The organism is Herbaspirillum sp. CF444 (genome assembly GCF_000282135.1).
In the GTDB taxonomy this organism is placed as follows: domain Bacteria; phylum Pseudomonadota; class Gammaproteobacteria; order Burkholderiales; family Burkholderiaceae_D; genus Herbaspirillum.
Window position 1 is genome coordinate 31531 of sequence record NZ_AKJW01000004.1, and the last position, 26420, is coordinate 57950.

Consider the following 26420-nt stretch of genomic DNA (forward strand, 5'->3'; position numbering starts at 1 on the left):
CAAACGGTAGGAAAGCAGAAAGAAAATCGAGAGACGGATGCGAAATTGTGCATTTACACCCGTATTTCGCATTTCGTTGCTGAAAGAAAAAACGAAAAAACGAAAAAACGCAGATCCGTTCAGGCATCTGCGTTTTTCAATTCGCCAACTACAGTGGATGACACATGCAGCCGGTTTTTCTCAGCGAAGAAGCAAGGCTTAGAAAATGTGGCGAATGCCGACCGACAGGCCGGTCACGTTGCTCTTGCCGGCCAGTTCGACCTGGGCTGCATCCTTGGCCTTGTTGTAGTCAACCGTGCCATAGACCTGGGTGCGCTTGGACAATGCGTACTCGGCAACGCCGACCAGTGCATAGCGCTTGCCGCTGTCGCCGGCAACGCTGACGTTCTTGCTCTTGTCATAGTATGCCGCGCCGGTCAGTGCCCACGCCGGTGTCAGTTGATAGGTGGTGCCCAGGAAGTAACCGTCATCCTTGCGTTGCAGGCCAACGACGCCGCCGGTTCTGCTGGCAGGGCTGTTTTCCAGTGCGAAGTAGGCGGAAGTTGTGCCTGTGCTGTCCTTGATCTTGTAGTAGCCGCCGTACAGTTTGGCGGCGCCGATCACATAGGAAACGCTCAGGTTGTAAGCGGTGTCCTTGTTGGCATTGGTGGTGGAGTCAACAGTTTGCTGATAGCCGCCACCGAAGGACAGATTGCCCGTGGTGTATTGCAGCGACGAGCTGACCTGGCTGCCCTTGCGCACGGAACCGGCTTGCTCGCCCATGGCCCAGCTCAGACCGGCCGACAGGCCGCCGAAAGTACCGTAGTACTTGATCATGTTCGCGTTACGAACCAGTGTCGCGCCAGCCGGCAGCCAGGAGTTGGCAGCGTAGTTGCCGACTGTCAGCGGATCGAAGTGATCGGCCATCAGGTCGAACAGCGGCGTGTTCTGGCGGCCCAGGCTGAGCTGGCCGTAGCCGTTGCTCAGGCCGACCCACGACTGACGGCTGAACAGCACGCCTGGAGTGGAGAAGCCGCCGGTGTCCGAGTTGAAGCCGTTTTCCAGGCGGAAGTTGGCCTTGAGGCCGCCGCCGAGGTCTTCCGTTCCCTTGAAGCCGATACGGCTGTTGGAAATCGCGCCGTTGTCCATCTTGAAGTTGCTGTTGCCGGCGGTATTGTCGCTGCTGACATAGCGGATGCTGGTGTCGACGATACCGTAGACGGTGACGGTGGACTGAGCAAAGGCGCTGCTGCCGGCGAGGCTGGCGATGACGAGTGCCAAAGAAGTTTTTTTCATGCATTTCTCCTGAAACTTGCTGTTTTTTATGGTTCGTGCGAAGACGTGAACGCTATTGTGTAGTGCTTGTCTGCGCACCTTCATCGCCGCATTTGCTTTTGTATTGTCGCTTGATGCGGCGTTACCCCCTGTGGGGTAGGCGAGAGAATATCAGGAGATTTTTCGAGTGAAAAAGGAATTAACTGACGGACGTGCTATTTGTAGTTTTTCGGTAAATGCGTAAATTATTTCGTCATTAATATTGACCGAAATGCATATTTCACGCAGGCAAGTGTAAATTTTTTATATTTTTACGCATCGACAGGCCATTTTTGTACAAAACAAAAAAATGACTGTTTAAATTAAAAAAACGTCCAAAACCGATGTCGGTGATGGACGTTTTCTCAACTGACGGGAGGCTGAAATCGCATCCCGCCGGGTAGTTTGGCTTGTACTTCCAGCTTACTGAACCTTGGCTTTCTTGCGCAGTTCTTCCTGATAGGCTTGCAGCTTCTTCTGTTGCAGCGCTTCAGCGATTTGCGGCTTCACTTCTTCCAGGGTTGGGACCTTGGCTGGACGTGTATCTTCCAGCTTGATCACGTGGTAACCGAATTGGGTCTTCACCGGTGTTTCGGTGATGTCACCCTTCTTCAGCGCCACCATGGCGTCGGAGAACGGCTTCACGAACGAAGCAGGCGTTGCCCAATCCAGATCGCCGCCATTGGCTGCGGAACCGGTGTCTTTGGATTGCTTGGCCAGGTCTTCAAACTTGGTGCCGGCCTTCAGCTTGACGATAATCGCCTTCGCATCTTCTTCCTTGTCGACCAGGATGTGGCGAGCGTGGTATTCCTTGTCGCCGGCTTGCGCCTTGAACTTGTCGTATTCGGCCTTGATGTCGGCGTCAGCAACCGGATGTTTCTTCAGGTAGTCGCCGATCAGGGCGCGGATCACGATGCCTTGACGAGCCAGTTCCAGTTGATTCTTGATGTCAGGGTTGGTGCTCAGACCTTGCTTATCGGCTTCCTGCATCAGGATTTCGCGATTGATCAGCTCTTCTTTCACGGCGCCGCGCAGTTGTGGGCTGTCAGGCTGGCCTTGTGCTGTCATTTGCTTGACCATCGCGTCAGCGCGCGAGGATGGAATTGCCTTGCCGTTGACGACTGCCAGATTTTGCGCCATGACTGGCAAAGCAGCGGTTGCAAACAGCAGTACCAGCAAACGAGCGGGTTTGAATGTCATTATTGAATCCTAAAAAATGGAGGTAATAAATCGAGGAAATGAGAGATATAGAGGAGGGATAGTCTTGTTAGTTCGCTATTTCAGATGGTGCGATGGCGGTGATCGCCAGTGCGTGTATATCCTTGTGCATCATATCAGCCAAGCAATCATACACCAGCCGATGGCGAATTAACCGATTTTTGCCCTCAAAAACGGTGGAAATCAGGCGAACGCGATAGTGGCCTCCGCCCGACGCTGCCCCTGCATGGCCGGCATGCAGGGCGGACTCGTCTTCGACTTGACACTCGCTCGGGGAGAAAGTTGCAAGCAGGCGTGCGCGTATGATGTCGTGGCGCTCGCTCATTCGGCATCTTTCATGTATTTCGACAAGAACAGGCTCTGCGCGATGATGAAGGCGAACATCAGCCCCATGGTGCCGAACATCTTGAAGTTGACCCAGGTATCGATGGCGTAGTTGAAGGCCACATAGAGATTGAGCAAGCCCATCACCACGAAGAAAATCGACCACGCGACATTGAGCTTGCCCCACACCGGTTCAGGCAGGGAAACTTGTTTTTCCATCATTACGCGGATCAGGTTTTTCTTTACAAAAACCTGGCTGATGATCAAGGCGGCGGCGAAGCACCAGTAGAGAATGGTCGGCTTCCATTTGATGAAGGTATCGTCGCGGAAATAGATCGTCGCGCCGCCGAACACCACGATGATGGCCAGCGACACCCACAGCATGCCGTCGACCTTCTTGCGGCGCGCCAGCAGGTAGCCGATCTGTGCCAGCGAGGCGACGATGGCGACCGCCGTGGCCAGCAGGATAGGCGCCAGCGTGGCCGTCACGGCGCCGCCGGACATGACGCCCGACAAATACTGCGACACCAGGCCCTGGGCGGCATCGGCATGACCTTCCCCCCATTTGAAAACGCCGAAAAATAGGATGACGGGAAAGAGGTCGAACAGGAACTTCATGTGCTTGAGTCTTTTTAAAGGTAAGTGAGCGGGATGGGGCAGGACAATACAGACCGCAGCTTATCAGGTGGCCGGATCAAAGCGCAACGAAGCCGAATTGATGCAATAGCGCAAGCCGGTCGGCGGCGGGCCGTCGGGGAACACGTGACCGAGATGCGCGTCGCATACGTTGCACACGATTTCGGTTCGGATCATGCCATGGCTCTTGTCGACGATCTCGCGCACGTTGGCAGGATCGAGCGCTTTGAAATAGCTGGGCCAGCCGCAACCCGAGTCGAACTTCGTATCTGAAGCGAACAACGGCGTATTGCAGCAGACACAGGTGTAGATGCCAACTTCATGATGATCCCAGAATTTGCCGGTGAAGGCGCGTTCGGTCGCCGCGTGGCGGGTCACCTGATATTCCATCGCATCCAGTTGGGCACGCCATTCGGCGTCGGTTTTTTGGACTTTGGCAGTCATGCTGATGCTCCGTGGTGAAAGTGGCAATAAGGATATAAAAGTCCGCTTGTTGCGGGTTAGTTGCGTATTAGTCGGATTTTGGCGCCGGATCTTACGCTCAGGAAGAGCAGCTTACTTCAAGATGGCTGGCCCAGTCCGGCGGCAGGTCGGCGTACTTGTCGTGTTCGGGCTGCTCGTCGAAAGGCCGGCGCAAGATATCCAGCAGCTTCGCGACTTCGGAGAAGTCCTTGTTTTGCGCCTTGTCGATGGCGACTTGCGCCAGGTAATTCCGTAGCACGTATTTGGGGTTGCTTGCGTCCATTGCAAGTTTCCTTGGCGCATCCAGGCTGTTTTCCTGTTGCAGGCGGGCGCGGTATTGCGCGGCCCAGGCGTCGAAGGCAGGCCGTTCGATGAACAGATCGCGCAATGCTTCATCGCCGGCGTCGCTTCCGGCCTGTATGTCGCTGAGGCGACGGAAGAACAGCGTGAAGTCGACATGACCGGCTTGCAGGATGGCAAACATCGCCTCGAACAGTTTGTCGTCGTCGGGCTGGCGGGTAGCCAGTCCCAGTTTGGCATGCAGCAGGGCGTCGTTCTTCGCGGCAAATTCGGCTTCGTACTGCGCCAGCGCGGCTTCGGTTTCTTCCACGCTGCCGATCAGCGGCAGCAGCGCCTGTCCCAGCGCAAAACAGTTCCACTGGCCGATGCGCGGCTGCATCTGGTATGAATAGCGGCCTTGCTGGTCGGTGTGGTTGCAGATATGGCGTGCGTCGAAAGCCTCCATGAAACCGAACGGACCGTAATCCAGCGTCAGGCCGAGGATGGACATGTTGTCGGTATTCATCACGCCATGCATGAAACCGACCGCTTGCCAGTGCGCCATCAGGTGCGCGGTGCGGCGGGTGACTTCCGCCAGCAGTTCGCGGTACGGATTTTCGGCGCCGAGAAACTCCGGATAGAAATTGGCGATGACATTGTCGGCCAGCAGCTTCAGCTCGTCGTGGCGCTTGCTGTAATACCAATGTTCGAAGGAGCCGAAGCGGATGAAGCTGGGCGACATGCGCGTGACGACCGCGGTGGTCTCCATGGTCTCGCGCCGGACTTGCTGGTCCGATCCGGTTACGCACAGTGCGCGCGTGGTGGGAATACCCAGCGCAGCCATCGCTTCCGAACAGAGAAATTCACGGATCGACGAACGCAGCACGGCGCGGCCGTCGCCCATGCGCGAATAGGGCGTCTGGCCGGCGCCCTTGAGCTGCAATTCCATCCGGCCGCCGTCGCGCGCCGGCAGATCGCCGAGCAGAATCGCGCGGCCGTCGCCGAGCTGGCCTGCCCAGACACCGAACTGATGGCCGGAATACACCGCCGCCAGCGGCTTGGAGTCGCGTGCGACGGCGTTGCCGGTGAAGACGTCGACAAAGCTGCTGCTGTTTGCCATCGCCGGATCGAGGCCGATCAGATCTGCCGCATCGGCGCTGACGCCAACCAGATAGGGCGCGCGCAAAGGCGTCGGCTGCAAGTGCGTATGGAACGCCGGCGGCAGTTCTGCAAATGCATTGCCGAATGGAAGCAGCGAGGCAGTATCGTTGACGCTGGTGTCGGCGCTGGTGACAGGGGGGGAGGCAGGAGAATTCATCAAGAGAAGGTGTGCGTGACGGCTGAAAGCGCCATTTTGACAGAGAAGCGGCTATCCCATAGGATCGCGCTGTTTTTGGCGATACCATCCTTTTTTACTCGGACAGATCAAATCACGACAAGGAATACATGAAAGCGAACAAGCAACTGCGCCGCGCAGCAATGGCAAGCATGGCAATCGCGTTGGCGGCGATCTGCATGGCGACGAACGCTCGCGCGGCAGAGGGCGCGTCATCGGCCGCAGCATCCGCTTTGCCTGCCTATGCACCGGTCAAGCAGCAGATTTGCACCGACTGCAAGATCAATGTTCCTGCCGAGATGATTCCGACGCGTGGCGTGGTTCTCTCCAACGGCAGTTTTGCCACGCCGGTCGGCTATTGGGAAGCGGTCGACATCGACCAGCGCAAGATGACGCGCTTCATCACCCAGCTTGATGCCGCGACACACAAACTGGCAGTGGTGCAAAGCCGCACGGTGCTCTTGAGCGATGGGGACCTTGCCGCAGTCATCGAGCTGGCGAACGCGGTATGGCGTTTTCCACAGAAGCTGCCTGCGGTGCAGTCAATGGATGTCGTCTGGGGAGTGGACTTGTTCGACGGCGCCATCACCAGAAAGGAATACGGCGTTGGGCAGGTGCAAGGCGACGGCGCCAACCTCAAAGCGGCGCTTGAACGGATCTGGCAGCGCCTGGCGCGTTAAATCATTTCTCGCCATTTATTTTGCCGGCGGTCGCAATCTTCTCGAATTCTCTCGAATTCTCCGATTAATGCACATCCGTTCTTGAACAGGCCGATCTTTCCCTGTCATTGTCCGGTCACATGGCGGCGCTACCTTGCAATGCAGGTCGTTTGCAGAGTAGCGCGTCACGGGTTTCTCATCATCGGATAGGAGATGTGTATGCAAAATGCTGTAGCGTTCGCCGACAACGACGTTGTCGTGATTGCATGGAGTTATGGCCGCAAGCTGCCCGGTTGCCTGGGTTTTGCGGTATATCGTATCGACGCCGCGGGCAAGGAAACGGCGCTTCCTTCGATGGCCGTCTTTCCCGGCATGAAACGCCAGCCTGCGCAGACTACCGCCCAATTCCCGATCCAGAAATTCTATTGGAAAGACCCCTACGCCCGCCTGATTGCCGGCGATGGCGGCAAAAAGGGCAGCCGCACCTTCCGCTACAAGATCGTGCCGCTGGAAGGACAGCCGGGAAGCCTGACGCCGATGCGCGTCGGCTTTGCCATCTCCAACGAAGTCACGCTGAGCCCGCAGGTCGCGCCGGACTTGCAGGCGTATTTCAACCGCGGCCTGATCTCGACGCAACGCGTTTCGCGCGCCATGGACGGTCATCCCGACAAGGAGAGCTTGCTCGCCATGGTGACCCAACCCGGCAACGCCATGCGCAAAAGCCTGGCCGGCGACATGATCGGGGCCTTGCTGGATTTCGTCGCGCGCGCGGGCAAGGGCGCCACGCTTTACGCCGCCTTGTACGAACTCGGCGACGACGAACTCATCGGTGCGCTGGAGAAAGCCGGCAAGAAACTGCACCTGATTCTTTCCAATCCCAAGGCCGGCGACCAGCAAAGCGCCAGCGGCATCACGGACGGCAACGACGCCTCGCGCAAGCGTCTGCGCAAGACGGCGGGAGAGCTGATCGACCGCATGGTGCCGTCCAATCACATCGCGCACAACAAGTTCCTGGTCTATGTGGATGCCAAGGGCAAGGCGCAGGCGGTATTGTTCGGCTCGACCAACTGGACCTCGACCGGCCTGTGCACGCAGACCAACAACACCATCGTGTCCGACGATGCGGCGCTGGCGAAACGCTATCTCGATTACTGGAATCAGCTGGCCGCCGATACCGAAGCCGCCGGCGACAACGCCAAGGCCTTGCAGGGCGCCAAATTGCGCAGCTGGGACGCCAAACCGAAACTGCTCAAACAGGCGGACGGTTCAACCGTCACCAGCTGGTTTTCGCCGAATACGCCGAAAGCGCGCGGACGTTCCCGCGCCAATGAAGCGCGTCCGCCCGACATGGACGAGGTGGCGCAGTTGATCGCCGGCGCGCAGCATGCCGTGTTGTTCCTGGCGTTTTATCCGGGCACGCCCAGCATCGTCAACTGGGTGGCGGAAGCGCAGAAAGCCAACAAGGATCTGTTCGTGCGCGGCTGCGTGACCAATCCGTCCACGGCGGAAGGCTTCCTGTACGAGTTGCAAGGCGTGGAGCCGCCCAAGCGCAAGAAGGGCGATCCGCCCGGCAAACAGGATCCGCGCGTGATTTCGGCCAAGGCGCTGACCAGTGCCGTTCCGGCCGGCTGGCAGAAAGAAATTCTCTCGGCCGGCTTCGCCGTCACCCACGACAAGATCGTGGTCATCGATCCGTTTTCCGACAACTGCGTCGTCGTGACCGGCAGCCACAACCTCGGCTACAAGGCGTCTTACGACAACGACGACAACCTGGCCATCTTCAAAGGACAGCAGGCGCTGGCGCAAGCCTACGCGACGCACGTGCTGGATATCTACGATCACTTCTCATGGCGCTGGATGGTGCAGGACAAAGGCCAGAAGGCCGCCGACACCATGCTGAGCGTCAAGCCCGACGAATGGCAGAGCAAATACTTCGGCGACAAGGGAGAGATTCGTTCGGCGCAGTTGCGGTTCTGGCTGGGAGCCGTGCCGGTAACGCGCTAGGAAAAGAAGGAAGAACGCAGGGAAATTGCGCCCGGCTGAAGCGCCGGGCGCAGGAAAACAGCTTGCTTGATAGCCTACTTAGATAGCCTACTTATTGACCAGTCTGGCCGGCACCGCGAGCGTTAGCAGTCCTCCCAGCAAGAGCGATCCCGCCAGCACATACATGCCCGTGTTGGTGCTTTGGGTGGCGTCCTTCAGCCAACCGACCAGATACGGGCTGACAAAGCCTGCCAGATTACCCAGCGAGTTGATCAGCGCGATGCCGGCAGCAGCAGCCGTGCCGCTCAGGAACGCCGTAGGCAGGCTCCAGAACAGCGGCAGCGTGGTCAGGATGCCGACCGCAGCCAGGGTCAGCGAAGCCATCGCCAGCAGCGTGTTGTGGTCGTATACGGTGCTGAACAGCAGGCCGACGCAACCCAGGAAAGCCGGGATCGCAACGTGCCAGCGACGTTCGCGCTGCTGGTCGGCGCTGCGGCCGATCATGATCATCGCCACGGCCGCGATCGCATAGGGAATCGCCGTCAGCAAGCCGATGTTGAGCGGATCGCTCACGCCGGTCGTCTTGATGATGGTCGGCAGCCAGAAGCTCACGCCATACAAGCCCATCACGAAGCAGAAATAGATGATCGCGCTCAGCCAGACCTTGCCGTCGGCGAACATCTGGCCCAGCGACACTTCGGTCTTGTCGGCCTGTTCCTGCGCGATCTGCGATTCCAGCAGACGCTTTTCATCTTCGGTCAGCCAATGTGCATCGCGGATGCGATCTTTCAGATAGAAAATCACGACCACGCCCAGCACCAGCGAAGGAATCGCTTCCAGGATGAACATCCATTGCCAGCCGGTCAGTCCGTGCACGCCCGGGAAGGCATGCATGATCCAACCCGACAGCGGCCCGCCGATCACGCCGGAAATCGCGATGCCGGTCATGAACAGCGCCGTGATCTTGCCGCGGCGATGCGAGGGATACCAGTAGGTCAGGTACAGGATCACGCCGGGGAAGAAGCCGGCTTCGGCCACGCCCAGCAGGAAACGCATGACATAGAACATTTCCGGCGTCGTCACGAAAATCATCGCGCCGGAAATGATGCCCCAGGTGATCATGATGCGGGCAATCCACAGCCGCGCGCCGACCCTGTGCAGGATGATGTTGCTGGGGACTTCGAAAATGAAATAGCCGATAAAGAAAATACCGGCGCCGAGACCGTAGACGGTTTCGCTGAACTTCAGGTCCTGCAGCATCTGCAACTTGGCGAAGCCGACGTTGACGCGGTCCAGGTAGGACGCGACATAGCAGAGGAACAGCAGGGGAAGCAGGCGCCACGTGACCTTGGAAAAGGTCGCTTCTTCGAACGATACATTGTTGCCGGGCGACGCGGCAACGCCTTGTGCTGGGGTAGTCGACATGTCTCACTCCATACGTATTAAAAATGGATCAGCCTTGTTGTTATGAAAAGCCAGTCTCGTGGACTGGCTTTATTTAAAGTACTGATGGCTCTTCTTTTTTTATTGCAGCGTGATTATAGACACAAAAAGTGCCGATCCAACGCAAACTCCCGCAGGCCTGACAAAACACTGACGAATGTCGCCCGGCGTTACACGCAGCGTCCGCCGTCCACCTCCAGGCAAGCGCCGGTAATGAACGACGCTTCGTCCGAACCCAGGTACAGGCAGGCGTTGGCGATGTCGTCCGGCGTCGAGAAACGGCCCAGCGGAATCGTCGCGGTAAATTTTTTACGGTTTTCCGGGGTATCCGGCACGCCCATGAATTCGGTCAGCAGGCCGGTTGCCGACATCACCGGATTGACGCAGTTGACGCGGATGTTGTCCGGGCCGAGTTCCGCCGCCATCGATTTGCTGGTCGTGATGACCGCGCCTTTGCTGCCGTTGTACCAGGTCAGGCCCGGACGCGGGCGGATGCCGGCGGTCGATGCGATGTTGATGAAAGCGCCGCCGCCGACCTTGCGGAAGTAGGGCACGAAGGTCTTGGCACTCAGGAAGATGCTCTTCACGTTGATCGCGTAGAGACGATCGAATTCGTCTTCTTCCACTTCCAGCATCGGACGGTTGCGATGCGTGGTGCCGGCGTTGTTGACCACGATGTGCAGGCCGCCGAAGGCGTCCAGCGCGGCAGCCAGCATGGCGGCGACGTCGGTACTCTTCGACACGTCGGTCTTGATGAAACGCGCCTGGCCGCCGGCTGCGAGGATTTCGTCGACGACGCGTTTGCCGCCGGCTTCGTTGATGTCCGCCACCAGAATGCGCGCGCCTTCACGCGCGTAGGTCTTGGCGATGCCTTCGCCGAATCCCGAACCCGCGCCGGTCACGATGGCTACTTTGTCTTTTAGTCGCATGTCTTCTCCTTGTTGTGTTGTAGGTGATGTTCAGTTGTGTTCAGCAGTGTTCAATCGTGTTTGATGGCAATGGTCTTCAAGACCGTGAAGCCGTACAGCGCCTCGAAACCTTTTTCGCGGCCGTGGCCGCTGGCCTTGACGCCGCCGAACGGCAACTCCACGCCGCCGCCCGCGCCATAGTTGTTGATGAAAACCTGTCCGCTGCGAATCGCCCGCGCCAGGCGCATCTGGCGTCCGCCGTCGCGCGTCCAGACGCTGGCGACCAGACCGAAGTCAGTACTATTGGCGAGGTGGATGGCGTCGGCTTCGTCTTCAAACGGCATGGCGGCCAGGACGGGACCGAACACTTCTTCCTGCGCCAGTCGATGTTGAAACGGCACATCGCGCAGCAAGGTCGGCGCCTGATAAAAGCCGCCCGCAGGCGCACCGTCGGCGATGCGTCCTTGCGCGACCACCGGGATCTTGCTGTCGGCCGCTTCGCGCAGGAAACCGGCGACGCGCTCTTGTTGCGTCTTGCGAATCAGCGGACCGCAGTCGAGATCCATCGCCGCCGAGCCGACGCGCAACTTGCCGAAGGCGGCGCCGACGCGTTCCAGCACTTGCTCATACGCGCTGCGCTGCACCAGCAGGCGGCTGCCGGCGGAGCAGGTCTGTCCCGCGTTCTGCACGATGGCGTTGACGATCACCGGCAGCATGGCGTCGAAGTCGGCGTCGGCGAACACCACTTGCGGCGACTTGCCGCCCAGCTCCAGCGTGACCGGGGTGTGATGTTCGGCCGCGGCGCGCACCACGATCTTGCCGACGTTGGGCGAACCGGTGAACGACACGTGATCGACGTCGGCATGCTTGACCAGCAGGTCGCCGGCTTCGTGGCCGTAGCCGGTGACGATGTTGAGCACGCCTTCGGGGAAACCGGCTTCGGCGGCCAGTTCCGCCACGCGCAACAGCGACAGGCAGGCGTCTTCCGCGGGTTTGACCACGCAGGTATTGCCGGCGGCGAGTGCGCCGCCGACGCAGCGGCCGAAGATCTGCATCGGATAATTCCACGGCACGATGTGGGCGGTCACGCCATGCGGCTCGCGCAAGGTCAGCACGGTATAGCCGGTCTGGTAGGGAATCGTCTCGCCGTGCAGCTTGTCGGCCGCGCCGGCATAGAACTCGAAGTAGCGCACGATGGCGGCGGCATCGGCGCGCGCCTGCTTGAAGGGTTTGCCGCAGTCGCGGGCTTCCAGCTGCGCCAGTTCTTCCTGATGTTCCGCCAGCTTTTGCGACAGCTTCATCATCAGGCGGCTGCGATCGGCGGCGCTGGTGCGGCTCCAGACCTTGTCGTAGGCCTGGCGCGCCGCTTGCACGGCGGCGTCGACGTCGGCGGCGTTGCCGCGCGCCAGCGATTCGAACACCTGGCCGTCGGACGGATCGGTGACGGGGATGCTCTCGCCGGAAGACGGTGCGGTCCAGCGGTTGTTGATGAAGTGCTGTTTCATGATCGAAGTTCCTTTATCTACATGGCAATCGACATGCCGCCGTCTACGTACAGGACGTGACCGTTGACGTAGGAAGCGGCGTTGGAAGCGAGAAACACGGCGGCGCCGGCGATTTCAGCCGGCTGCGCCCAGCGGCCCAGCGGCGTGCGCGTGGCGAAGTGGGCGTTGATCTTCGGATCGGCGATCGCCGCGGCATTGGCCTCGGTCGCCACGCCGCCCGGCGCAATGGCGTTGCTGGTGATGCCCAGCGGACCGTACTCGGCGGCGAGGGCGCGCATCATGCCGGTCAGGCCTGCCTTGGCGCCGGTATAGACGGCGTCGCCCGAGCGCGCGATCCGGCCCGCAATCGAGGTGACGGTGATCAGGCGGCCGCTCTTGTTGGGCACCATCAGGCGCGCCGCTTCGCGCGAGAGCGTATAGCCGGCGATCAGGTTGGTTTCCAGCATGGCGTGGATCTCGTCGTCGCTGAACTCCAGCAAGGGTTTGCGATTGCGCACGCCGGCGTTGTTGACGAGGATGTCGAGGCGGCCGTGCTGTTGCGCGATCTGCGCAAAGGCCGCCTTGACGGTGGCCTTGTCGGTCACGTCGAAGGCGAGGGCGCTGGCCGACAAACCTTGTGCGGTCAGGCTTTGCACGGCGCTCGCGAGCGTATCGGCGTTGCGGCCGTTGAGGATCACGTGCGCGCCGCTGCCGGCCAGTGCGCGTGCAATTTCCAGTCCGATGTCGCGTGCGGCGCCGGTGACGAGGGCAATCTTTCCGTTCAGGGAAAACTGCTGCAGGTAGGACTGGGTATTCAGATTGTGCGGATTGTGCGGCTGATTCATGGTCGGTTTCGATAAACAATGGACGGCAGAAGATATCACCGTCGCAGCCATCGGGCCGGACCGTTTGTCTCCAGTCGTTTTTGTTTTTTTATGAGTCGTGGTCGGGAAGGCCTCCACAGGCTCGCTGGCTTTCAATGTATGTTGCAGATCAAAAGATGTCAAATGATATTACTACTTGGCCGGCCACGTCATTGCCCTGCAAGGGGCATAACGTCTACTTATGGCTCGGCCGGAAATCAGCTACCATGCGCAGTAATGACAAAATTCGACAGGAGACACGCCATGCCGAAATCGCCTAGCGACCAGCAAGAAGGCGGCACAGACGCAAAAGTCGTGAGTATCCGCCCGCCCGCGTTGCCGCGCGCCGCACAACTTTCCACCGACGCCCTGGCGCTGGCTGCTGCCGGACTGGGGCCGGTGCGCCAGGAGCGTTTCGCCGAGCGCGTCTACGAAAACCTGTTCCACGCCATCGTCGAAGGCAAGATCGGCGTCGGCAGCCGCCTGCCTTCCGAGAACGATCTGGCGACCCTGTTCGACGTGTCGCGTCCCATCGTGCGCCAGGCGCTGGACCGCCTGCGCGAAGACCAACTGGTCGAATCGCGGCGCGGCTCCGGCACCTACGTCATGGACAAGCCCGAACTTGCCGGCAAGGCCGCCAACGCCGAGCCGTCCGAACGCATCGGCCACATCATGAACGGCCTTGAATTGCGCATGGTAATCGAGCCCGAGTGCGCCTACATGGCGGCCCTGCGCCGCAGCACGGCCGACCTGGCGCGCATGGACGAGCTGCTGAGCGGCTTCGAAGAAGCCAATGCCGTCGGCGGCATCGCCCATCATTTCGATTTCGCCTTCCACGAAGCGATTGCCACGGCCACCGCCAACCTGCGTTTCGTGCAAGTGCTCAAGACGCTGGAGTACGACGTCAGCCACGCCGTCAACATGCTGCGCCACCTGATGCACATCCAGCCGTGGAAGCGCACGCAGGACGCCATGGAGGAGCATCGCAACATCTTCGAACTGATCAAGCGGCAAGACGCGGAAGGCGCGCGACGCGCCATGCGCGGCCACATCGAAAATGCGCGCAGCCGGATGTTCAACAGCCGGCCCGGCCTGTAGCAAGCTGCTGTCAATTTAAATAACAACTTAAACTTCCGGAACATCCCGCATGGAATTGCGTCAACTCAGATACTTCGTCGCCATCGTCGATCATGGTTCGCTCTCGCGCGCAGCGCGCGTGCTGCATATTGCCCAGCCGGCGCTGACCCAGCAGATCCGCCAGCTGGAAGAAGAACTGGAAGCGCAACTGCTGCATCGTTCCGCGCAAGGCGTGATCGCCACCGACGCCGGTAAAACGTTTTACGAACATGCGCAGGCCATCCTCAAGCAAGTCACCGACGCCAAGTCGGCCGTCGCGCAATCCAACGACAAGCCGTCAGGCACGGTCGCACTGGGCATTCCGCAAAGCGTCTCCGGCGCGCTGGCCTTGCCGCTGCTCACCGCCATTCGCGCCACTTATCCGGAAATTACCTTGCTGCTCACCGAAGAGTTGACCGGCAACCTGATCGTCCAGCTCAAATCAGGGCGGATCAATCTGGCGGTACTGTTCGATGACGGCGACGGCCAGCTGTCGCCGTTTGCCAGCACGCCGATGGTGGAAGAAGAAATGATGTACATCACGCGCGCCGATTCGCAATACGGCGTCAAGGAAGGCAAAGGGAAGAGCAGATCGGTCACGCTGGCCAAGGCCATCAAGGCGCCGCTGATCCTGCCGGGCTTGCAGCACGGCGTGCGGCCGCGCATCGAAAACGTGGTGCGTGCGCACGGCATGTCGCTGGAGAACGTGATCGAAATCAATTCGGTGGCGATCCTGAAGTCGGCGATCCTGGCCGACATCGGCGCGACCATCTTGCCGGTGGCGCCTTTGCTGTCCGAGATCGAACGCGGCGACATGGTCGCGCACCCGATCAGCGGCGAACGCATGGCGCGTACGCTGGCTTTGTGTGCCTCGAAGAATATTCCGTTGACGAATGCGGCTGCCGCGGTGGAACGGCTGGTGCTGGATGTGACGGATGATTTGTGCCGCAAGGGCACGTGGTTGCATGCAGAGGCGCTGGCGCGGGAATGATTCGCCCGGCGAGAATTACCGTCGTCCCAGCGAACGCTGGGACCCAGTGTCGTGAATACGGTCAATACGACACTGGGTCCTGACTTTCGTCAGGACGACGGCATTTTCAGTTGCGAGCTGCTTTAGCTGCTCGTTGCGTCAGTTCTTGTCGACCGCAGGATCCGGCAAGGCTGCGCCGTCAACCAGGGCGCTCACGACACGTTCGCCCAGGCCCAATCCCACGCTCATGCCGATGCCGGTATGCATCAACACCACGGTGGTCTTGTCATCGATCTTCGTCGCCGAGAACGGTCCCGGCCCCTTGCTGCCGTAGACGCCTTGCCAGCGTTCCAGCACATTCAGTTTGACGCCCAGCGTATCTTCCGCCAGGCCGATCATCAGTCTGTCGATTTCTTCGTTGTTGAACGGCGGCGCGTCGACGCCATAGTAATGCGAATCGCCGATGATCAGTTCCTGATACGGCGTCGGGCTGACCAGCAGATGGATGCCGTGGCGGTTCAGCGCCGGATACTGCGCTTCGATTTCTGCGTTCACGCCTGCCGCGCTCGGCAGGTCGGAGAAGGCGCCGTAATGCGTGCACGACAGGCCGGTCAATACCGCATGCGTCAGCGGGAAACGCTCTTGCGGCGCGGCGCGCAGCATTTGCAGACGGCATACCTTGAGATTCAGCTCGCTCAGCTTGTCGGCAAACAGCGTCTGGTAATCGTGGCCGGAACACACGATGGTGCGTTCGGCGCGGAATTCACCCATAGTCGTCGACAGATGGCCGTCGCGGGCTTCCTTGACCAGCGTATTGAAATGGAATTGCACGCCCTGCGATTGCAGATAGCAGACCAGCGCCGGCATCGCTTCGCGCGAATACAGCTGCAAGTCCTGGGTGCCGTGCAGGGCGGAGCGATGATGGCGAAAATGACCGCCATACAGTGCCTCGAGTTGCGGCCCTTCCAGCAGCGAAACGTCGTAGCCGTGCTGGCGTGCGCGCACGATCATGAACTCTTCCAGCACCGCATGCTCGGCCATTGTACGGGCGAACAGCAAGGTGCCCGCTTCGCGCGCGCTGAAATTGGCGCGCTGCGCCAGATGCAGCCACAGTTCGCGACTTTGTTTCGCGAGACCAAGCATGACGCCGGGCGGCTGGCCGGTGATCAGGCCCATGCCGAAATTGCGGATCGATGCGCCGATCGGCGTCGAGCTGCGTTCGAATACGACGACGCGCAGGCCGCGCTTGACCGCTGCGAAGGCGTGCGCCAATCCGAGTATGCCCGAGCCGACGACGGCGAGGTCAATGTGATTCTTGTCGGTGTTGCCCATCTGATGTCCTCAATACGCTTGCTGTGATGTGTCCGGGTTCGGGTTTGTTTTCATGAACGCTCTCCTGGAGAAATACGCAGGAGATCGTTCATGGAAACAATCGGGAAATGAAGCGGACGAGCCTGCCGTCCTGCTTCATCTCTTGTGATCCGATTGCTATGAGTTACCGCGGACGATTACTTCTTTTCGGCCTTGCTTTCGTAACGCTTGCTCCACTCGGTCAGGATGCGGTCGCGGTTGCTGCTGGTCCAGGCGAAGTCGTTCTTGGTCAGGCGCTTTTCGTAGTCGGCCGGCAGCAGCGGATCAGGCTTGGCGATGCCGGGAACGGCCAGGACGGCGAAGTTCTTTTCGTATTGCATCATGGCGTCCTTGCTGGCGGAGAAGTCAGCCAGGCGCTTGGCGGCGTCCAGGTTCTTGGTGCCCTTGACGATGGCGGTCGCTTCCAGATCCCAGCCCAGGCCTTCCGACGGCAGGATGATGTCGATCGGGGCACCTTCCTTCTTGGTCTTCACGGCGCGGTATTCAAACGCGATGCCGATCGGGAATTCGCCGGTGGCGGCTTGTTTGCATGGCTTGGAGCCGGAGTGGGTGTACTGGCCGATGTTCTTGTGCAGCGCGTCCATGTAAGCCCATGCCTTGTCTTCGCCCATCATCTGGATCCAGGCGGTGACGTCGAGGTAGCCGGTGCCGGAAGAGGCCGGGTGCGGCATGACGATCTTGCCGGCGTAGACCGGCTTGGTCAGGTCAGCCCACGAAGTCGGCTTCGGCAGGCCTTGCTTTTGCGCTTCGACGGTGTTGAAGCAGATCGCCGAACCCCACACGTCCATGCCGACCCATGCCGGTGGATTGGCCGGGCTGCGGTACTTGGCTTCAATCGCCGACAAATTCTTCGGCGCGTAAGGCGTCAGCATGCCTTCCTTGTCGAGGATCGCCAGGCTGGAAGCAGCCAGGCCCCAGATCACGTCGGCCTTGGGATTGGCCTTCTCAGCCAGCAGCTTGGCGGTGACGATGCCGGTGGAATCGCGCACCCATTTGATTTCGATGTCCGGATTGCTCTTTTCGAACTCGGCTTGATAAGCCTTGATCTGATCGGCTTCCAGCGCGGTGTAGACAGTCAGAGTGGTCGCTGCATGCGCGGACAACAGAGCGCCTGCACCCAGAACGGAAGCAAGCAGTTTAAGAATGTTTGTAGGTTTCATGGTTGCTCTCTTGTGGTGGAAAGGTGATACGACGAACGACGAACTCAACGGGTTTTCAATGCTTTTTACCGGCGGTGCGCCAGGCTTGCGCTTTGCGCACCCAGTAACCCAGTCCCCAGTGCATCAGCAGGGACACGGCAATCGAGGTCAGCAGGATCAGCGTCGACATGGCGGCGGCCGGGCCGACGTCGCCGGCGTCATCCATGTTCAGCACGGCAATCGCCGCCAGCACGGTATTCGGGCTGTAGAGGAAGATCACCGCCGACACGGTGGTCATCGACGACACGAACAGGTAGCGGAAGATTTCCAGCACGGCGGGCAGGCACAGCGGCACAGTGATGCGCAGGTAAGTTTTCAGCAGCGGCACCTTGAGCGAAGCCGAGGCGGCTTCGAATTCCGGATCGATCTGCTTGAGCGCCGTGACGGCGGTCAGATGCGCGGTGGTGTAGAAGTGCATCACCGAGCACAGCACCAGGATCGTCATGCTGCCGTAGAGGAAGTTCAGCGGATTGGCCGGGTGATTGAAGAAGAACACGAAGCCCAGGCCCAGCACCAGTCCCGGCACCGCCATCGGCAGGAAGGCCAGGAAGCGCAGTGAGGTATCCAGCAGGCGGTTCGAGCGCGTCTTTTCCATCAGCCAGGCGCCGGTGAAAATGACGGCGGTGCCGACGATGCTGGTGCCAATGGCCAGGCGCAGACTGTTCCAGTAGGCCAGCCAGCCGCCGCCGTCCATGTTGTCGAAGTCGTAGTGCATCAGCGTCAGCTTGAGGTTGTACGGCCACAGCTTCACCAGCGACGCGCCGATGGCCACCGCAATCATCATCAGCAGCGCGCCGCTGATGAGGATCAGGATCAGCGTGTAGACGCCGTCGCGACGCCATTGGCGGCGCGGCACCAGCACTTCGGCGCGGCTGCTCATCTGCGCGCGCTGGCGCTTTTGCAGCCAGCCGTCGATGAAGAAGGTCAGCAATGCAGGGATCAGCAACAGCAAGCCGATCAGCGCGCCGCGGTCGAATTGCTGCTGGCCGACCACCGCCTTGTAGGCTTCCACCGCCAGCACGCTGAACGCGCCGCCGACGATTTTCGGCACGCCGAAGTCGGTGATGGTCAGCGTGAAGACCAGGCAGAAGGCGCCGAAGATGCCGTAGCGCGTGGCCGGCAAGGTCACGGTGCGGAAGGTTTTCCAGCTGTCGGCCCCCATCGCCGAGGCGGCGTCATACAAGCGCGCATCGGCCAGCGACAGCGCCGACAGCAAAATCATCAGGGCGTGCGGGAAGGTGTAGAAGGCTTCGCCCAGCAGGATGCCCCAGAAGCCGTAGATGCTGCCGTTCATCCATTCCTTGAACAGTCCCTGGTTGCCGAACAGGTAAATCAGTGCGATGCCGGGCAGCAGCGACGGCGCCAGCAGCGGCAGCAGGGCAATCGAGCGCCACAGGCCCTTGAACGGCGCCAGCGTGCGCTGCAGGCCGTAAGCGAACAGATACGCCAGCGGCACCACCACCAATGCCGTCGCGGTCGACACGCCGACGCTGCGCGCCACCATCGGGAAGAAATTGGGATTGGCGACCAGCTTGCTCCACGGCGCCATGCCGGCCCAGACGCCGCCCTTATCGAACAAGGCTTGGCCCAGCACGGCCGCCAGCGGCATCGCCAAGGCGAGCAGCAACAGCACCAGCAGAAAATACTTGAGGCCGCCCGACACCAGGGCGTCGAGATTGAGCGCCTTCAGCGGCTTCGCTGTGGTGACGGAAGCGTTGGCGGATACGGGCGTCGTTGCCATGGCGGGTGCGGGTTCGGGCAGCGAGCTTGTTTGGATGGAGGCGGTCATGCTGCTCAGGAAAACAGATGCAAGGAGCGTTGCGGCAGGGCGATCCACATTCTTTCCGCGGCCACGTCCGGCAGGCGGGAGCGTACTTCGTCGGCGACGTCGGCCATCAGGCGCTGGCCCGGAAGTTCGTCCAGTTCCAGCATCATGCGATAGCGGTTGCCGAGATAGATCTGATCGACCACGCGCGCCGAGAACCGGTTCGAGGCGTCGGCAGCCGGTTGCACGTCGATCGCTTCGGGCCGGCAGAACAGGCGGCCGGCGCCGTTTTCCATGCGGACGTCGGCATTGCCCTGGCGCGATGCTTCGTCGATGTTCAGCATCAAGGCGCCGACGCTGACCTGATGCGCCGACACGCGCTGGAACGGCAGCCAGTTGGCCTGGCCGATGAAGTCCGCGACGAAAGGCGTGGCCGGATGGCGGTAGATGCGGTCGGGCGTGTCGAATTGTTCGATGCGACCGTGGTGCATGATGGCGATGCGGTCCGACATGACCATCGCTTCTTCCTGGTCGTGCGTGACCATCAGCGTGGTGATGTTGAACTGTTTTTGCAGGCGGCGGATTTCCAGTTGCAGGTGTTCGCGCACTTGCGCGTCCAGCGCCGACAGCGGTTCGTCGAGCAGCAGCAGCGACGGCGAGGGCGCCAGTGCGCGCGCCAGCGCCACGCGTTGTTGCTGGCCGCCGGAGAGCTGGCCGGGGAATTTCTTTTCACTGCCGGACAGGCCGATCATGTCCAGCATGTCGCTCACGCGCTGCTGCATTTGCGCGCGATTCATGCGGCGGCTGCTGAGACCGTAAGCCACGTTTTGCGCGACCGTCAGATTGGGGAACAGCGCATACGATTGAAACAAAATGCCGTAGTCGCGCGACTGCGGCGGCAGATGAGAGATGTCCTGGCCGTGCGCGTGAATGCTGCCGCTATCCTGCTTCTCCAGGCCTGCGATGGTGCGCAGCAGGGTGGTCTTGCCGCAACCGGACGGACCGAGCAGGCAGACCATTTCGCCTTGCCTGACGTCGAGCGACACGTGGTCCAGCGCAGTGAATGCGCCGAAGCGTTTTTGTATCGTGCGGATCGACAGGAAAGCATCGGAGGAGGAACCGGCAGCAGAACCTGCGGAGGAGCCGGCAACCAAGGCGTGGGCAGGGAGCGGTAACGAAGTAGGCATCACATTCTTTCGTTGAGACTATGCCGGGTTCGGCCAGAAAGTGAGCGGATATTACGTAGCTAATATGACAGCTGGATGACACTTGCGGTGTTATATATGGAGTGGATTCCTCCCATAGGATCAGGTTATGGATGAGGTCATTTTGGCAAGCGTGAAGATATTTTTCACCGGCAATAGTGCGGAGCAATGCGTCGGCAGCAATTGCTTGCAAAAAGCGAGGAACGAATAGGGGACTGAATATGGTCTAATTGCAAAGAGACATCATTCCGACAGCATTTCCATCGTGCTTATATCGTGCTTATTTCGTGCTTATTTCGTGTTTATTATTTCGCAGGCGGCCCTTTTGAACAGAACAAACAAAACTGGAATCGGGATGGCAAGGATGGCGGCAGTGCTGGGCGCCGGGCTGGTGACGGCCTGCACGGTGCAGAAGCCCGACACGCAAGCCAACCGCGACGCCACCGCCAAGGAGATCATCGAGCAGGTCAAGACCACGCCCGACGGCACGTCCACCGCCAATTCGCTGGACGACTACAAGGCGGACCTGGCAAGGCGCATCTCGCAGGTCAATTCCACCAGGGTGCACATCGACAGACCGCAAGCCTTGCTGCGCTCGGTCATCGTGATCAGATACGTGGTCGACAAGGACGGCAACCTGGTGCGCAGCGAAGTGGTGCGCACCAACAAGGACAAGGTTACCGAAGCCACCGCGCTGACCACTTTGCGCAATACCGCGCCTTTTCCCAAGCCACCGGTCGCCTTGCTGAGCAACGGCCGCATCGAGCTGTCCGAGACCTGGCTGTTCAACAATGACGGCCGCTTCCAGTTGCGCACCATCGCGCAGCCGCAGCAGGGCGAATAAGCGTCAGGAATCTCGCGGTAGATCGCATTTCATCTTCAATACGTTGCCTACTTCCCACAATCACCAGGAGTAACCAGCGATTTTTCGTTGCGCGCTGCAACATATTTCAATACCGGGTATCCTATCGCCGTCGCTCTGCGCCTGTTTTTGCGCGCATTCTTGCCTTGCGGCACTTGCAGATATCCCTCATGGAAAAAATCATTGTCTACGTCATCCCGGTATTTTTCGTCCTGATCGGGGTGGAGTTCGTCTACGGCTATATGCGCCGGCGCAACACCTATCGCCTCAACGATGCCATCAGCAGCCTGAGCCAGGGCCTGATCAGCCAGTTGGTGGCGCTGGTGACTCAACTGTTTCAGATCGGCATGTACTCGATCGTGTATCGCTTCGTGGCGATTTTTCCGCATGTGCGCTTCTGGCAGACTGCATTCGGCTGGATTGCCGCCGTCGTGCTGTTCGATTTCTTCGATTACTGGCTGCACCGCATGGGCCACGAAAGCGCCGTGATGTGGGCCGCACATTCGGTCCACCATCAAAGCCAGGATTTCAACCTGTCCACCGCCTTGCGCCAGGAAAGCACCGTGGTGTTCATCGGCTGGCTGTTCTATCTGCCGATGGCGGTGCTGGGCGTGTCGCCGGAACAGTTCGGCATCGCCGGCCTGATCGTACTGATCTACCAGTTCTGGATCCACACCGAACACGTCGGCAAGCTGGGCTGGTTCGACCGCGTCTTTTCTTCGCCGTCCAATCATCGCGTCCATCACGCCGTCAACGACCAGTACCTCGACAAGAATTACGGCGGCATGCTGGTGATCTGGGACCGCATGTTCGGCACCTTTGCGGAAGAAAAAGAGAAGTGCGTCTACGGCACGCGCACGCCGCTGAAAAGCTGGGACCCGATCTGGGCCGTGGCCAGCGGCTACTGGCAACTGGCGAAAACGTCGGCGCAACTGCCGCGCTGGAAAGACAAGCTGCTGGTCTGGTTCAAGGCGCCCGGCTGGCTTCCGGACTATATGCCGGCCGGCGGACCGGGGTTCGATCTGGAAGAGGCTGCACGTCCTTACGATCCTCAGCTGCCGCTCAAGGCCAATGTCTTCGCCGGGATGCAGTTTTTGTTGCTGCTGGCGGCGACTGCCGTCCTGCTGTGGGTTGCCGATGACGTATCTTATTTGCGCCTGCTGGCCGTCTGCACCGCATTCCTCATCGCGTTCTGGGCGCTGGGCGCCTTCCTCGAAAAACGCCTGTCCGGGCTCGCCGTGATCGCGATTGATGTGATCGCTGGTGCTGTCGCGTTCTACATCCTTTGGTAACCGTTTTTCACCGTCGCTAAATAGTCGTCGTCCTGGCGAAAGTCAGGACCCAGCGTCGTATCGGTCGTTTTCAAGACACTGGGTCCCAGCGTTCGCTGGGACGACGATATAAGAAATGGCCGTCCTCCGGAAATCTCCCAGCTAAGACCCAAGAAATACTGAGGCCAGGTCCCACGAAAGCTGGTTTGTTCTTGCCGCACTGAATCGGTACACTGGCAGCCGCCCGACATGGCATGCACCTTTCACATCGTGCGACGCATGTCCGGGGCAGGCATCAGCTAAGTATCAGACTAAGATCAGACTAAGATCAGACTAAGATCAGACCAAGGAAAATCATGTTTTACGTGATCGCAGCCGTCTTTGCCGTCGGCGCATCGCTTTTCGTCGCCGCGACGGAAGTCGACACCATCTCGCTTGTCATTTTTTCAGCGCCAGCCGCGACGCCTCGCGCAGGCGTTTGACGGCGACGCCGATCTCATCCGGATCCATGGAAGCAAAGCCCAGCCGCACCGCGTTCACGGCGCTGTCTTGCGGCGAAAACTGGCGGCCGCTGCGGATGAACAGCTGCTTGTCCGCGGCATGTTTGGCCAGCGCATCGACGCGGATGCGTTTGTCGAATTCCACCCAGAGCGCCAGTCCGCCTTCCGGATTGCGCACGCTGATCTCATCCCCGAAAGCAGCGTGCAAACCGTCCTGCAGCGCTTCCTTGCGCAGCCGGTAGAGTTTTGACGCGCGTCGCAGATGCTTGCGCAACTCACCGTCGCCGATCAGGTCGGCCAGCATCTTTTGCATGACGGCGTCGCTCTGCGTCGACATCAGCAGCAGATTGCGATTGAGGACGTCGATCAGATTCGCCGGCGCCGCGATGAAACCGCAGCGGAAAGATGAGCCCAGCAACTTGGACAGCGAGCCGATGTAGATCACGTTGCGCTGCTGCGGATCGCTGGCCAGCGGCAGGTAGGGGCGGCCTTCGAAGTGGTATTCGTGGTCGTAGTCTTCTTCGATCACGGTGAAGCGATGGCGCGCCGCCAGCAGCAACAGCTTTTGCCGGCGATCGGCGCGCATGCTGACCGTGGTGGGAAACTGGTGATGCGGCGTGACGTAGATCAGCCTGACCGGATGCGCCTTGCACAGCGCTTCGATGTGATCGGTCCGGCAGCCGTCCTGGTCGATGTCGACCACTTCAATGCGCGCGCCCAGCGCGCGAAAAATCGCCCATGCCGGCGGATAGCTCAGCCGCTCCACCAGCACCACGTCGCCCGGACGGATCAGCGCGCCGGCCGCCAGGTGCAAGGCCATCTGCGTGCCTTGCGTGAGGCAGATGTTGTCACTCGTCACGGACAGACTGCGCGTGGTGCGCAGCATGTCGGCCAGCGCCGCGCGCAGTTTCTCCGCCGATTCCAGGTTGCCGTATTTGACCCAGTTGGATTTGAAGGCGGTCTTCATCGCATTGCGGTAGTAGCGATGCAATACCGCCTGCGGCAGCAGGCGATGGTCCGGCGCGCCATTGTCGAAATACATGGACGCGCCGTTTCTGCCGGCACGCACCGACGGCAGGTGCAAATCGTCAAAATAGGGTGGCAAGACAGGGGAAATGATCTCGGGAGCGAACGATTCCGTCCGTATCCGTCCGGGCGCTTTTTGCGGCGACGCCAGCAAGGCGTTGACGAAAGTGCCGCGGCGCGGCTCGCTCACCAGCCAGCCTTTGACGATGGCTTCTTCGTAGGCCAGCATCACCGTCTTGCGATTGACGTCGAGTATCTCGGCCAGCTCGCGCGTGCCCGGCAGCGCTGCGCCCGGCTCAAGCCGGCCGCTCCGGATGGCGCTCGCCAGGCCGTCGACGATTTTGCGGTAGGAGGCCTTCATCGGCGAGGCATCGAGATCGAGCAGCAGCCGCCATGTTCTCATCTGGACCATCTGGAATATTAAAATCTGGAGGTTTCAATGGTCCTATTCTAGCCGGACAATGCTGCTTGCGGACGCACTTCATGCGATTCATCGAACTCAGCCATCCAGACAGGAAAAGACCATCATGCACGACACCCACACCATCGAATTGGCAGGATCCGGCAAGACCTTTGTCGCAGACGAAGGGGCTTTGCTGCTGGACGCGGCGCTGGCCGAAGGCATCTCCATACCGTTTTCCTGCCGTCGCGGCGAGTGCGGTTCGTGCAAGGTAAAGGTGCTGAGCGGCGCTCACGAAAGCAATCCTTATGTCGCCGCCGGGACGCCTTATCCGCTGGCTGCGGACGAGATGCTGCTGTGCCAGAGCCACGCCTGCAGCGACATGTGCATCGATATCCCGGGCTGGTCGCCCAATGCGCAGGCTTTGCGGCTGGAAGCGGCGATCCTGGCGAAGGATGCCGTGGCTTCCGACGTGACGAAGCTGGTGCTCAAGCCGCAGGGCGGAGCGGCCCTGCAGGTGCGCCCCGGGCAATACGTCAAGTTCTTCCTCGACGACGGCAGCAGCCGCTGCTTTTCCGTCGCCAATCTGCCGGCGGACGACGACGGCGAACTGGTGTTCCATATCCGCCGCGTCAAGGGCGGCAGGTTTTCGCAAGACATGCTGGATCGGTTGAGGGAAGGCGATGTCGTCAGTATCGAAGGCGCGTTTGGCGCCTGCACCTGGCAGCCGGGCGCGCATGATGCCTTGATCTTGTTGGCGACAGGCACCGGTTACGCCGGCATCAAGCCCATCTTGCTGGCAGCGCTGGCCGATGCCGGCGACACGCCGGTGGCGCTGTATTGGGGCGGCGCGAGCAGCAGCGATTTTTATGATCGCGAATTTCTGGATGCCCTGGCCGTACAAGACCAGCGCTTTCGCTGGTTCGGCGTCGTGCAGGCCAAGGTGCAGGACCTTGCCGCAACGCATGCTTACGACTGGGGCCGCGCCCTGGTCTACGCCTGCGGCAATCCGGGGATGGTGCAGGATGCGCGCGAGCGTTGCCTGGCATTGGGACTGCAAGCGCATCATTTCATTGCCGAAGCCTTCGTGCCGTCGGGCGCCAGCGAAGTGGCATTGGCGCGCGGCAGTTTCGATCCGGTGTGGGAACGCGTCGGTCCCAAGTATTCGCTCGACGGCATGCTGGCCGCGCGCGAACAATCGATGCGCGCGCTGGCGCAGATCGTCGGCAAGCTGCGCGTCGGCATGAGCACCGGTGAAGCGCTCGAGATGGCCAACGCGCACTTGCGCCAGATGGGTTCGTCGCATACCTGGCATCCGACCTACATCCGCTTCGGCGACGATACCGTGCGGACGCCGCGCCAGGGCGTGGACCAGGAGCGCCGCCTGCAAGCGACCGATATCGCCGTGGTGGATCTCGGCCCGGTGTGGGATGGCTATGAAGGCGACTTCGGCGACACCATCGTGTTCGGGCAACATGCGCTCTACAGTGCCTGCGCCCAGGCGGCGCGCGACGTATTCAGCGCCAGCAAGGAGGCCTGGCTTGCCGGAATGACCGGTCGCGAGCTTTACGACTTCGCCGAACGCGTGGCCGCAGAAGGCGGCTGGCTGCTGGAGCGCAATCTGGCCGGCCATCGCGTCGCGGATTTCCCGCACGCGCTGTTCGGTCCGGCCAAGCTGGCGGAGATGGATATCGTGCCCGGCGATGCGATCTGGGTGCTGGAGGTGCAATTGCGTCATCCGACCGAACCGATCGGCGCGTTCTATGAAGACATTCTGATCGGCACGCCGTCGAAAATTGTCAGTGCGGCGACCGGAAATGCGGTCGCAGCGTGAGGATGGCGGAAGG

Annotated in this window: 22 protein-coding genes; 7 read left to right on the forward strand and 15 right to left on the reverse strand. The window is 60.4% G+C overall.

Annotated elements, in window-relative coordinates; translation table 11 throughout:
• Nucleotides 1–198: 198 nt before the first annotated feature.
• The 6 genes from PMI16_RS00160 to PMI16_RS00185 all read right to left on the reverse strand — a co-directional run bounded on the left by PMI16_RS00160 (nucleotide 199) and on the right by PMI16_RS00185 (nucleotide 5530).
• Nucleotides 199–1275 (reverse strand): porin, encoded by a 1077-nt coding sequence (locus PMI16_RS00160; RefSeq protein ID WP_007875194.1) that lies wholly within the window; start codon nucleotides 1273–1275, stop codon nucleotides 199–201.
• A gap of 441 nt (nucleotides 1276–1716) precedes the next feature.
• A complete protein-coding gene (locus PMI16_RS00165) occupies nucleotides 1717–2493 on the reverse strand; it encodes a peptidylprolyl isomerase (protein ID WP_007875196.1) in 777 nt (258 codons plus the stop codon).
• A 67-nt stretch (nucleotides 2494–2560) separates the two neighbouring features.
• Entirely contained in the window at nucleotides 2561–2836 is a 276-nt protein-coding gene (locus tag PMI16_RS00170; RefSeq protein ID WP_007875198.1) for a BolA family protein, read from the reverse strand.
• Nucleotides 2833–3453: a septation protein A gene (locus PMI16_RS00175; protein WP_007875199.1), complete on the reverse strand. Its 621-nt coding sequence runs from the start codon at nucleotides 3451–3453 to the stop codon at nucleotides 2833–2835. Before PMI16_RS00175 ends, PMI16_RS00170 begins: the two co-directional genes overlap by 4 nt.
• A 63-nt stretch (nucleotides 3454–3516) precedes the next feature.
• Nucleotides 3517–3915 (reverse strand): peptide-methionine (R)-S-oxide reductase MsrB, encoded by a 399-nt coding sequence (msrB, locus tag PMI16_RS00180; RefSeq protein ID WP_007875201.1) that lies wholly within the window; start codon nucleotides 3913–3915, stop codon nucleotides 3517–3519.
• A gap of 97 nt (nucleotides 3916–4012) precedes the next feature.
• Complete coding sequence (locus PMI16_RS00185) at nucleotides 4013–5530, reverse strand: protein adenylyltransferase SelO (RefSeq protein ID WP_007875203.1); 1518 nt, start codon at nucleotides 5528–5530, stop codon at nucleotides 4013–4015.
• 128 nt (nucleotides 5531–5658) lie between these two features.
• Between PMI16_RS00185 and PMI16_RS00190 the strand changes: the two genes are divergently transcribed.
• Both PMI16_RS00190 and PMI16_RS00195 read left to right on the forward strand, forming a co-directional pair.
• Nucleotides 5659–6228: a hypothetical protein gene (locus PMI16_RS00190; RefSeq protein ID WP_007875205.1), complete on the forward strand. Its 570-nt coding sequence runs from the start codon at nucleotides 5659–5661 to the stop codon at nucleotides 6226–6228.
• Nucleotides 6229–6426: 198 nt separating this feature from the next.
• Complete coding sequence (locus PMI16_RS00195) at nucleotides 6427–8211, forward strand: phospholipase D-like domain-containing protein (protein WP_007875207.1); 1785 nt, start codon at nucleotides 6427–6429, stop codon at nucleotides 8209–8211.
• A gap of 87 nt (nucleotides 8212–8298) precedes the next feature.
• Here PMI16_RS00195 and PMI16_RS00200 read toward each other — a convergent pair whose 3' ends face one another.
• From PMI16_RS00200 to PMI16_RS00215, 4 genes are all read right to left on the reverse strand, one after another.
• Nucleotides 8299–9615 (reverse strand): MFS transporter, encoded by a 1317-nt coding sequence (locus PMI16_RS00200; protein ID WP_007875210.1) that lies wholly within the window; start codon nucleotides 9613–9615, stop codon nucleotides 8299–8301.
• Nucleotides 9616–9803: 188 nt separating this feature from the next.
• Nucleotides 9804–10562 carry an SDR family oxidoreductase gene (locus PMI16_RS00205; RefSeq protein ID WP_007875212.1) on the reverse strand — a complete coding sequence of 253 codons (759 nt, stop codon included), beginning with the start codon at nucleotides 10560–10562 and terminating at the stop codon, nucleotides 9804–9806.
• A 50-nt stretch (nucleotides 10563–10612) separates the two neighbouring features.
• Entirely contained in the window at nucleotides 10613–12046 is a 1434-nt protein-coding gene (locus PMI16_RS00210) for an aldehyde dehydrogenase family protein (protein ID WP_007875214.1), read from the reverse strand.
• 17 nt (nucleotides 12047–12063) lie between these two features.
• Nucleotides 12064–12870, reverse strand: a complete 807-nt coding sequence (locus PMI16_RS00215; protein ID WP_007875217.1) for an SDR family oxidoreductase — start codon at nucleotides 12868–12870, stop codon at nucleotides 12064–12066.
• Nucleotides 12871–13152: 282 nt separating this feature from the next.
• On the opposite strand from PMI16_RS00215, the gene PMI16_RS00220 reads away from it, so the two are divergent.
• Together PMI16_RS00220 and PMI16_RS00225 are read left to right on the forward strand one after the other, a co-directional pair.
• Nucleotides 13153–13986, forward strand: a complete 834-nt coding sequence (locus PMI16_RS00220) for a FadR/GntR family transcriptional regulator (RefSeq protein ID WP_007875219.1) — start codon at nucleotides 13153–13155, stop codon at nucleotides 13984–13986.
• Between the two features lie 49 nt (nucleotides 13987–14035).
• Nucleotides 14036–14995: a LysR substrate-binding domain-containing protein gene (locus PMI16_RS00225; RefSeq protein WP_007875221.1), complete on the forward strand. Its 960-nt coding sequence runs from the start codon at nucleotides 14036–14038 to the stop codon at nucleotides 14993–14995.
• Between the two features lie 138 nt (nucleotides 14996–15133).
• Here PMI16_RS00225 and PMI16_RS00230 read toward each other — a convergent pair whose 3' ends face one another.
• The 4 genes from PMI16_RS00230 to PMI16_RS00245 all read right to left on the reverse strand — a co-directional run bounded on the left by PMI16_RS00230 (nucleotide 15134) and on the right by PMI16_RS00245 (nucleotide 20496).
• Complete coding sequence (locus PMI16_RS00230; RefSeq protein WP_007875223.1) at nucleotides 15134–16306, reverse strand: TIGR03364 family FAD-dependent oxidoreductase; 1173 nt, start codon at nucleotides 16304–16306, stop codon at nucleotides 15134–15136.
• A gap of 176 nt (nucleotides 16307–16482) precedes the next feature.
• Nucleotides 16483–17505 (reverse strand): putative 2-aminoethylphosphonate ABC transporter substrate-binding protein, encoded by a 1023-nt coding sequence (locus PMI16_RS00235; RefSeq protein ID WP_007875224.1) that lies wholly within the window; start codon nucleotides 17503–17505, stop codon nucleotides 16483–16485.
• Nucleotides 17506–17560: 55 nt separating this feature from the next.
• Nucleotides 17561–19333, reverse strand: a complete 1773-nt coding sequence (locus PMI16_RS00240) for a putative 2-aminoethylphosphonate ABC transporter permease subunit (RefSeq protein ID WP_007875226.1) — start codon at nucleotides 19331–19333, stop codon at nucleotides 17561–17563.
• 5 nt (nucleotides 19334–19338) lie between these two features.
• Nucleotides 19339–20496, reverse strand: a complete 1158-nt coding sequence (locus PMI16_RS00245) for a putative 2-aminoethylphosphonate ABC transporter ATP-binding protein (RefSeq protein ID WP_007875228.1) — start codon at nucleotides 20494–20496, stop codon at nucleotides 19339–19341.
• 382 nt (nucleotides 20497–20878) lie between these two features.
• Between PMI16_RS00245 and PMI16_RS00250 the strand changes: the two genes are divergently transcribed.
• The gene (locus tag PMI16_RS00250) at nucleotides 20879–21358 is read left to right on the forward strand and encodes an energy transducer TonB family protein (protein WP_007875231.1); all 480 of its coding nucleotides are present in this window, start codon (nucleotides 20879–20881) and stop codon (nucleotides 21356–21358) included.
• 188 nt (nucleotides 21359–21546) lie between these two features.
• The gene (locus PMI16_RS00255; RefSeq protein ID WP_007875232.1) at nucleotides 21547–22668 is read left to right on the forward strand and encodes a sterol desaturase family protein; all 1122 of its coding nucleotides are present in this window, start codon (nucleotides 21547–21549) and stop codon (nucleotides 22666–22668) included.
• A 417-nt stretch (nucleotides 22669–23085) separates the two neighbouring features.
• On the opposite strand, the gene pdxR is transcribed toward PMI16_RS00255, so the two are convergent.
• The gene (gene pdxR, locus PMI16_RS00260) at nucleotides 23086–24576 is read right to left on the reverse strand and encodes a MocR-like pyridoxine biosynthesis transcription factor PdxR (RefSeq protein ID WP_007875236.1); all 1491 of its coding nucleotides are present in this window, start codon (nucleotides 24574–24576) and stop codon (nucleotides 23086–23088) included.
• Nucleotides 24577–24700: 124 nt separating this feature from the next.
• On the opposite strand from pdxR, the gene PMI16_RS00265 reads away from it, so the two are divergent.
• On the forward strand, nucleotides 24701–26407 hold the full coding sequence (locus PMI16_RS00265) for an NAD(P)H dependent flavin oxidoreductase family protein (RefSeq protein WP_007875238.1): 1707 nt from the start codon (nucleotides 24701–24703) through the stop codon (nucleotides 26405–26407).
• The last annotated feature ends 13 nt before the right edge of the window (nucleotides 26408–26420 follow it).

What these genes read in the sequence shown, in the direction of transcription:
- msrB (WP_007875201.1), bottom strand. Translation starts at nt 3,915, where the DNA reads ATGACTGCCAAAGTCCAAAAAACCGACGCCGAATGGCGTGCCCAACTG.
- PMI16_RS00200 (WP_007875210.1), bottom strand. Translation starts at nt 9,615, where the DNA reads ATGTCGACTACCCCAGCACAAGGCGTTGCCGCGTCGCCCGGCAACAAT.
- PMI16_RS00195 (WP_007875207.1), top strand. Translation starts at nt 6,427, where the DNA reads ATGCAAAATGCTGTAGCGTTCGCCGACAACGACGTTGTCGTGATTGCA.
- PMI16_RS00225 (WP_007875221.1), top strand. Translation starts at nt 14,036, where the DNA reads ATGGAATTGCGTCAACTCAGATACTTCGTCGCCATCGTCGATCATGGT.
- PMI16_RS00240 (WP_007875226.1), bottom strand. Translation starts at nt 19,333, where the DNA reads ATGACCGCCTCCATCCAAACAAGCTCGCTGCCCGAACCCGCACCCGCC.
- PMI16_RS00205 (WP_007875212.1), bottom strand. Translation starts at nt 10,562, where the DNA reads ATGCGACTAAAAGACAAAGTAGCCATCGTGACCGGCGCGGGTTCGGGA.
- PMI16_RS00185 (WP_007875203.1), bottom strand. Translation starts at nt 5,530, where the DNA reads ATGAATTCTCCTGCCTCCCCCCCTGTCACCAGCGCCGACACCAGCGTC.
- PMI16_RS00210 (WP_007875214.1), bottom strand. Translation starts at nt 12,046, where the DNA reads ATGAAACAGCACTTCATCAACAACCGCTGGACCGCACCGTCTTCCGGC.
- PMI16_RS00255 (WP_007875232.1), top strand. Translation starts at nt 21,547, where the DNA reads ATGGAAAAAATCATTGTCTACGTCATCCCGGTATTTTTCGTCCTGATC.
- PMI16_RS00170 (WP_007875198.1), bottom strand. Translation starts at nt 2,836, where the DNA reads ATGAGCGAGCGCCACGACATCATACGCGCACGCCTGCTTGCAACTTTC.
- PMI16_RS00235 (WP_007875224.1), bottom strand. Translation starts at nt 17,505, where the DNA reads ATGAAACCTACAAACATTCTTAAACTGCTTGCTTCCGTTCTGGGTGCA.
- PMI16_RS00265 (WP_007875238.1), top strand. Translation starts at nt 24,701, where the DNA reads ATGCACGACACCCACACCATCGAATTGGCAGGATCCGGCAAGACCTTT.
- PMI16_RS00165 (WP_007875196.1), bottom strand. Translation starts at nt 2,493, where the DNA reads ATGACATTCAAACCCGCTCGTTTGCTGGTACTGCTGTTTGCAACCGCT.
- PMI16_RS00245 (WP_007875228.1), bottom strand. Translation starts at nt 20,496, where the DNA reads ATGCCTACTTCGTTACCGCTCCCTGCCCACGCCTTGGTTGCCGGCTCC.
- pdxR (WP_007875236.1), bottom strand. Translation starts at nt 24,576, where the DNA reads ATGAGAACATGGCGGCTGCTGCTCGATCTCGATGCCTCGCCGATGAAG.
- PMI16_RS00250 (WP_007875231.1), top strand. Translation starts at nt 20,879, where the DNA reads ATGGCGGCAGTGCTGGGCGCCGGGCTGGTGACGGCCTGCACGGTGCAG.
- PMI16_RS00220 (WP_007875219.1), top strand. Translation starts at nt 13,153, where the DNA reads ATGCCGAAATCGCCTAGCGACCAGCAAGAAGGCGGCACAGACGCAAAA.
- PMI16_RS00230 (WP_007875223.1), bottom strand. Translation starts at nt 16,306, where the DNA reads ATGGGCAACACCGACAAGAATCACATTGACCTCGCCGTCGTCGGCTCG.
- PMI16_RS00160 (WP_007875194.1), bottom strand. Translation starts at nt 1,275, where the DNA reads ATGAAAAAAACTTCTTTGGCACTCGTCATCGCCAGCCTCGCCGGCAGC.
- PMI16_RS00175 (WP_007875199.1), bottom strand. Translation starts at nt 3,453, where the DNA reads ATGAAGTTCCTGTTCGACCTCTTTCCCGTCATCCTATTTTTCGGCGTT.
- PMI16_RS00215 (WP_007875217.1), bottom strand. Translation starts at nt 12,870, where the DNA reads ATGAATCAGCCGCACAATCCGCACAATCTGAATACCCAGTCCTACCTG.
- PMI16_RS00190 (WP_007875205.1), top strand. Translation starts at nt 5,659, where the DNA reads ATGAAAGCGAACAAGCAACTGCGCCGCGCAGCAATGGCAAGCATGGCA.